The following is a 4,701-nucleotide window of genomic DNA, read 5'->3' on the forward strand; positions in this document are numbered from 1 at the left end:
GTAGACGCGCGTCGCGTCGGCGGGCCGTTTCTGATTCACCAAGGCCACGAACTGCTCGCGCGCCGCTTCCTGGTCGCGCCGCACCAGGGGCCCGAGCTGCGGGTGGGCGAAGATCACGTTGAAGGCATCGATGAGGAGCTCGCGTCGTCCGGCCATGATGGTCAGCTGCCCTCGCGCACCTCGCGCAGCGCGCGCCGTGCCAGGTCTCGCACCTGGGCCTCTTTGTCCGTCGCGGCGTGCCGTTCCCAAACAGGAGGATTGCCGGCCCAGTGCACCTCGGGCTCGGTGTACGTCTTCCGCCGCGCTCCGGCGCTCGACTCGCTGCCGCGCTCTGAGGCTGCCGGCGGCGATTCCGGAGTCCAGCCGCAGTGGTAGCAAGGCAGGTTGGGCGGCGCGCTGCCGTAGACGCCGCGGATGGACTCGAGGCGCGCGATCTCCTCGGGGCTCAGCCGCTGGGCGCCGCCGAGCATCTGTGTCAGCAAGGAAATCCGCGCCAGCTGCTCCAGCGCCTCCATGCGGTGGTAGGCGCCGATCACGTCGCGCCCCAGCGTCACCGCACCGTGGTTGGCGAGCAGGATGGCATCGTGCTCCTTCGCTGCCGGGCGGATGCTCGCTTCCAGTTCTTCCGTGGAGGGCGTGCCGTATTCCGTCAGCGCCACCTTGCCGACGGCGATGTAGGCCTCTGGCATCAAGCGCTCCTCGAGGGGCCGCCGCGCCACGGCGAAGGCGGTCGCGTGCGGCGGGTGGGCGTGGACGACGGCGCAGACGTCCTCGCGCTGCGTGTACACGGCGAGATGGATCTTGATCTCCGTCGTCAGGCGGCGTTTGCCTTCCAGCTGCCGGCCCTGCAGATCGCAGACGACGAGGTCGGAAGCCTCCAGGAAGCCCTTGCTCATGCCGGTGGGCGTCGCCAGGATCCGGTCCTTGCCCAGCCGGACGGAGACGTTGCCATCGGTGCCGGCCACCAGGCCGCGTTCGTACAGCCTCCTGCAGACGTGCAAGACGTCGCGACGGATCGACTCGGGAACGAGGACCATTCTTCCCTCGCAGTTCTCGAGCCGAGCCTAGCAACAGAGATCGGCGGCGACAAGCGCTCCCGGCGCGCGGGCGCTGCAGTCATGCAGCCGCAGTACAAAAGCCCGCCGGGAACCCGGCGGGCTTTTTTGCCCGGAGTGGAGGAACTCTGGGCGGAACGGCTCATCCTTGAGCCTGGGGAGCTGGCGCGGGTGGGGTACGCGTCAGCTCGGAGAGGGGCCGCTTCCTTGCGGGCCCTCGCTGTTCCGCCCCTCCGGGAGAGGCGGAGTGTCGTCGATCTCGTAGGTGGCCGTCGGTGCCGGCCGCTGGGCGCTCGCCGGCGCCTTGGCGCGGTTGGCGCTCCAGTCCCGGAATTCCTTCAGGCGCGACTCGATGCGGAGCAGGTTGCGGAAACAGGTCTCGAGCTTGCTGTTCAGGTAGTAGTCGTCGGCTCCGACGTAGCCCTTGAGGCCATGCAAGGCCTTGCGGATGTCTTGCAGGTCGGACATCGAGTCCACTGACGTACGCATGACGTTCTTGCGCATGCCGTCCACGCTCATCTGGCCGCTGGGCTGGGTGCTGCGCGCGGCGATTTCCTGGGCGTGATAGCGCAGCCGCGCCAGCATCTCGGAAAACCGGAAGGGTTTCGGCAAGTACCAGTCGGCATTCAAGCGCAGGGCGCGCAGGCGCTGGGACTCGTCTTGATTGGCGGAGATGCAGATCACCGGGATCCCCGACGTGCGCTTCACCGCTTTCAAGTGCCGCAGGACTTCCAGCCCGGGCATGTCCGATGTTCCGAGATCCAGGATGATGATATCCGGATCCGCTTTCTGCGCCGTCATGATCCCCAAGCGACCATGCCGGACTTGGATGAGCGTGGCGCCGAGCGTCTCGAGCTTCATCTTCAGGAGCTGCTGCTCCTGGATGTTGTCGTCGACGACCAGGATGCGCAGCGGGCGTTGAGCCAACATGGCCAACTCACCCGGAGCGTAGGCCTCCATGCGTACCCTACCTGACTTCTTGCTTTTTCCTCCGTGTTTCCAGGCGCGAATTTATGTGCGGCGCGTTGGGCGACGGCGTACGAACCAAGATTCCGGCGCAGGGGCAGATCCGAGGTCGAGCGAAGTCTATTGTGTCGAGCTCAACCGGGCCGACGCGGGCCGCGAGGTGCGTCGGCTCGTTCATGATTGTAGCGTGGCGGATGCGTCTGGGTCAACCGACGAGGGCATGTAACTGCAACAGTACTAGCTGGTTGTGAGGCCGAAGCGGAACGTCTCGGGAATCCTGCGGCGCCACCTGGGATCTCCGGGTCGCGTGCGCCGTCGAATTGACGGCCCCCGGGGCATGGGGTAGCTTGGACGCCACATCGGTCATTCCGCGCCATCACGCGCCGCGTTGATCTCGCCGTCATGGTTGCCCAGCGGCCCGAGGAGTGAGGGACATGCCACGGATCGTGCGCTGCGGCCTCGTGCAGGCGGCTTGCGACCAGACCCAGGGGCCTGCCGCGGAGATCAAGGCGGCGGCTCTGGCCAAGCATCAGAAGTTCATCGAGGAGGCGGCCGGCAAAGGGGTGCAGGTGCTCTGCCTGCAGGAAATCTTCTTCGGCCCCTACTTCTGCGCCGAACAGGACCCGAAGTGGTACCAGCTGGCCGAGCCCATCCCGGGCCCGACGGTGGCGTGGGCCCAGGGCCTGGCGAAGAAGCACGCCATGGTTCTCGTCGTCCCCATCTACGAGGAGGCGATGACCGGCGTCTACTACAACACCGCCGCCGTGGTGGATGCGGATGGCAGCCTCCTCGGGATCTACCGCAAGAACCACATCCCGCATTTGAAGGGCTTCTGGGAAAAGTTCTACTTCAAGCCGGGCAATCTGGGTTACCCCACCTTCAAGACGCGGCACGCCCGCGTGGGCGTCTACATCTGCTACGACCGTCATTTCCCGGAGGGCGCCCGCATCCTGGGTTTGAACGGCGCCGAGATCGTCTTCAATCCCTCCGCCACCGTGGCGGGGCTGTCGAAGTATCTCTGGGAGCTGGAACAGCCGGCGCACGCCGTCGCCAACGGGTACTTCATGGGGGCCATCAACCGCGTCGGCGTCGAACCACCCTGGGAAGCGGGAAAGTTCTACGGCAGCAGCTATTTCTGCGATCCCCGCGGCCAGTTCCTGGTGAAGGGCAGCGAGGATCGCGAGGAGCTGGTGGTGGCGGATCTCGACCTCGAGATGATCGAGCAAGTGCGGCAGACCTGGCAGTTCTTCCGCGACCGGCGCCCGGAGACCTACGGCGAGATGACGTCGCAGCTGCCGTAGCCCGGCGCAGCCCTTGGAGGTTCGACCCCGTGCCGCGCACTCCCGAAGAGCTGGTGAAGCTCAAGGAGGAATACCTCCTCCCCTGCGTCAAGCATTACTACGAGCGGCCCATGAACCTGGTGCGCGGCTCGATGCAGTATCTCTATGACAGCACGGGAAAGGAGTACCTGGATTTTTTCGCCGGCATCCTGTCGGTGAACAGCGGCCACTCGAACCCGCAGATCAACGCCGCGGTGCATGCGCAAGTGGACCAGCTGCAGCACGTGTCCACGGTCTATCTCATCGAGCCGATGCTGGAGTTCGCCCAGGAGCTGGCGGCGCTGGCGCCGGGAGCGCTGCAGAAATCCTTCTTCTGCAACAGTGGCACCGAGGCCATCGATACGGCGCTGCTCACCGCGAAGCTCCACACCGGCTGCGAGGACATCATCGCCCTCCGCCACTCGTACCACGGGCGCTCGCACGTGGCCATCGGCGTTTCCGGGCAGAAGCCCTGGCGTCTCCCCGTGGCCACCATGGGCAACGTCCACTTCACCCACAACGCCTATTGCTATCGTTGTGCTTTCGGCCTCACCTACCCATCCTGCGAGCTGCGCTGCGCCCGCGACATCGAGGAGCTGCTGCAGACCGCCACCAGCGGCCGCATCGCGGCCTTCATCGCCGAACCGATCCAGGGAGTCGGGGGCTTCATCACCCCGCCGCCCGAGTACTTCTCCGTCATCTTCGAGATTGTGAAGCGCTACGGTGGCGTCACCATCGCCGACGAGGTGCAAACGGGCTGGGGTCGCACGGGCAAGCACCTCTTCGGCATCCAGCACTGGAACGTCGAGCCCGACACCATGGTCTTCGCCAAGGGTCTGGGGAACGGCTACGCCATCGGCGCTTTCATCACCAAGAGGGAGATCGCCGACGCCTACAAGGGCCCGAACATCAGCACCTTCGGCGGCAACCCCATCAGCATGGTGGCGGCGCTGGCCAACGTGGAATACATCCGCGAGCACGACCTGGTGGGGAACGCCGAGCGCATGGGGGCGCTGCTCTGGGACGGCATGCTGGAGCTGAAGGAGAAGCACCGGCTGATCGGGGACGTGCGCGGCAAGGGTCTCATGGTGGGGGTGGAGCTCGTCCGCGACCGCACGAGCAAGGCGCCGGCGGCGGAAGAGACCGCCCGCGTCATGGAGCTCTGCAAGGACGACGGCGTGCTCATTGGTCGCGGAGGCATCTACTCGAATGTGCTGCGTCTCACGCCGCCTCTCGTGGTGAATGCGGACGACGTGCGCCGGGCCCTGCGCGCCCTCGACGCTGCCTTCACTGCTGTCGAAAAGACCCTGAGCCTCGCATGACGACGACGCAGGCGCAGGCAGCGGGGACCCCGGCGGAGA

Annotated in this window: 4 protein-coding genes; 2 read left to right on the forward strand and 2 right to left on the reverse strand. The window is 66.1% G+C overall.

Annotated features, from left to right (window positions below; all coding sequences use genetic code 11):
* Window positions 1–161: 161 nt before the first annotated feature.
* Both VFE28_13305 and VFE28_13310 read right to left on the reverse strand, forming a co-directional pair.
* Window positions 162–1,037: a class II aldolase/adducin family protein gene (locus VFE28_13305; GenBank protein ID HZM16972.1), complete on the reverse strand. Its 876-nt coding sequence runs from the start codon at window positions 1,035–1,037 to the stop codon at window positions 162–164.
* A 201-nt stretch (window positions 1,038–1,238) separates the two neighbouring features.
* Window positions 1,239–1,985, reverse strand: coding sequence for a response regulator transcription factor (locus VFE28_13310; protein ID HZM16973.1), 747 nt, complete (start codon window positions 1,983–1,985; stop codon window positions 1,239–1,241).
* A gap of 470 nt (window positions 1,986–2,455) precedes the next feature.
* On the opposite strand from VFE28_13310, the gene VFE28_13315 reads away from it, so the two are divergent.
* Window positions 2,456–3,322 carry a nitrilase-related carbon-nitrogen hydrolase gene (locus tag VFE28_13315; GenBank protein ID HZM16974.1) on the forward strand — a complete coding sequence of 289 codons (867 nt, stop codon included), beginning with the start codon at window positions 2,456–2,458 and terminating at the stop codon, window positions 3,320–3,322.
* A 29-nt stretch (window positions 3,323–3,351) separates the two neighbouring features.
* Window positions 3,352–4,662 carry an aspartate aminotransferase family protein gene (locus tag VFE28_13320; GenBank protein ID HZM16975.1) on the forward strand — a complete coding sequence of 437 codons (1,311 nt, stop codon included), beginning with the start codon at window positions 3,352–3,354 and terminating at the stop codon, window positions 4,660–4,662.
* The last annotated feature ends 39 nt before the right edge of the window (window positions 4,663–4,701 follow it).

Source organism: Candidatus Krumholzibacteriia bacterium, from assembly GCA_035649275.1.
In the GTDB taxonomy this organism is placed as follows: Bacteria; Krumholzibacteriota; Krumholzibacteriia.